Origin of the sequence: Staphylococcus sp. HMSC056G08 (assembly GCF_001812305.1) — a bacterium.
Classification (GTDB): domain Bacteria; phylum Bacillota; class Bacilli; order Staphylococcales; family Staphylococcaceae; genus Staphylococcus; species Staphylococcus simulans.
This window is the reverse complement of record NZ_KV808425.1, coordinates 1-1,946: the sequence shown is the minus strand read 5'-3', so window position 1 is coordinate 1,946 and position 1,946 is coordinate 1. Positions and strand designations below refer to the sequence as shown.

The 1,946-nt window shown below is 31.1% G+C and carries 3 protein-coding genes; all 3 read right to left on the bottom strand.

All coding sequences use genetic code 11. The features are described 5' to 3' along the window. Window positions 1-638: protein rep (locus tag HMPREF2846_RS01015; RefSeq protein WP_070625286.1), on the bottom strand; the 638-nt coding region annotated here is incomplete at its 3' end. Between the two features lie 262 nt (window positions 639-900). Further along, window positions 901-1,230 (bottom strand): hypothetical protein, encoded by a 330-nt coding sequence (locus HMPREF2846_RS01010; RefSeq protein WP_070625285.1) that lies wholly within the window; start codon window positions 1,228-1,230, stop codon window positions 901-903. 15 nt (window positions 1,231-1,245) lie between these two features. Then, window positions 1,246-1,770: a hypothetical protein gene (locus HMPREF2846_RS14325; protein WP_156973589.1), complete on the bottom strand. Its 525-nt coding sequence runs from the start codon at window positions 1,768-1,770 to the stop codon at window positions 1,246-1,248. Window positions 1,771-1,946 lie beyond the last annotated feature (176 nt).

The window sequence follows — 1,946 nt, the reverse complement described above, 5'->3', positions numbered from 1 at the left end:
TTACCAGAATACTTCGCCATTTCGTATAATTCTTCGTTGTTGTTCTGTTTGATTTTTTGAACATGTACTTGTGTGATTTCATCAATTCCTGTCACATCTCTCCATAAATCCAACCATTCTTTTTGACTGATATATGACTTTGTATCTTTAAAATATGATTTATTAACAGCTATCAAAACATGAAAATGTGGATTATAATCATCTCGTTTTTGATTATAAGTAACCTCTAATTTTCTTACATAACCTTTAGCTATCGATTTGAACTTTTTACGATTGCTTAAGCGTCTGAAAGATTGATTATAATGTTTGATTTCAGATTCTAAATCATCTGATTTCACATTAGGAGTGGTTAGAGTTAAAAATAAAAACTCTTTTTGTTCTTTTTGTTTGATATACTGCATCATTAAAGATAATCCCAATGCATCTTTACGAGCTTTACGCCAAGCACATACAGGACAGAACCGGTTTTTACATAAATTCGACTTATATAGTTTCTTTTTCTGCAAAGTTTTATCCGCAACAAATGATAAAAATGTATTACAGTCCTTTATCAAATACATCTGTCCCTCTCTCACATGTCTCTCAATAAATTTTTGAAATACTTGATTTCTTTGTTTTTTCTCAGTATACTTGTCCATGATATATCACACAAAACAACCTTGTTTTTTTACAAAACAATGCCTATAAAAAGTTGCTTTTTCTCCTTTCTATTTTCGTTTAGCTTAGACACCTAAAACGATACAATAGTATGCTGAAAAAAGCAACTTTTTTTGTGTTCAATCCAGTTGTATCAATGGTTTGAATGATGTGAGGTTACATTGTAATAGTTACCTATAGTATCAAGACAAGAAGAAACTCGTTTCACTCGTTTAAAAAGCCCTCTTTTAGGAGGGCTTTTTATTAATCATTATTCAAAATATAATCTATTACATCAACATGAAGTTCACTGTTTCTATAACCTTCCAAAATATCATCAACTTGCTTATTTGGAATTTCAGGAACTTCTCTTATATCACATAAAACTTCTTTAAACTCTTTTTTGGTTACTTTATCCTCGTTTATTGTTAATTTAAATAAATAATCATTTAACTTCTTAATTTCATGAACGCTATAACCGTAACGTAATAAAACTAAATCTTTTGTTTTTAGATCAGGTGCTAATTCTTCTTGTAAAACATCTATAGATTGCTTAATTAACAACAATTTAGACTCTAATTCTTCATTATTCATTCAAAACACACTCTCTTATATCAAAGTTTGACCTACTTGAGATACCCAGTAAGCAATGCTGCGAGCAGAAGAGTCTTTTATACCAGTTCCCATTAACGCTTGAGCAACTTGACCTTCTACATTCCCCCACGTAGCTTGTTCTTGTTTTAAAATCTTATTTAAAGCCGGTTCAACATATTTATCCCAACGTTTTTCTAAAGACTTACCAGCACGAGGACTTATCTTTTTAACTCCTGAAAAAACAGCTTTTTTGTTTTTTATCATTGCCTTAATTCCTTTTTTTACAGCAAAAGAACCACCAATTCTTTCTGAAGTCCCTTCTTTAAGATTAGTCGGCAAATTATTAATAGTCTGTTCAGTTACATATTCAGGATTTCGAAACAAATCATCTAAAGCTTTATTATCTTTTTCAATTTCTGCACTCGAGTTACTAACTGCCTTTTGTGTTTCTAATGATTCACTTGCACTAGCCATAGGACTTACCGTTGTTAATAAAATCGCACTCGCTAACAATGTTCCAAATGATTTTTTTAGTTTCAAAATAAAAACTCCTTCGCTTTAATTTTACTCCCAATTTTTTAAGAACATTCCCAAGCTAACCATATCATATTATTGCTTTATTCCAATTGCTTTATTGACAACGAGCCTCTGAACCCTTAACAAACCCTAAACTTGTCGAATCGTCGGCTTAATAGCTCACGCTATGCCGACATTCG

What these genes read in the sequence shown, in the direction of transcription:
- HMPREF2846_RS01010 (WP_070625285.1), bottom strand. Translation starts at nt 1,230, where the DNA reads ATGAATAATGAAGAATTAGAGTCTAAATTGTTGTTAATTAAGCAATCT.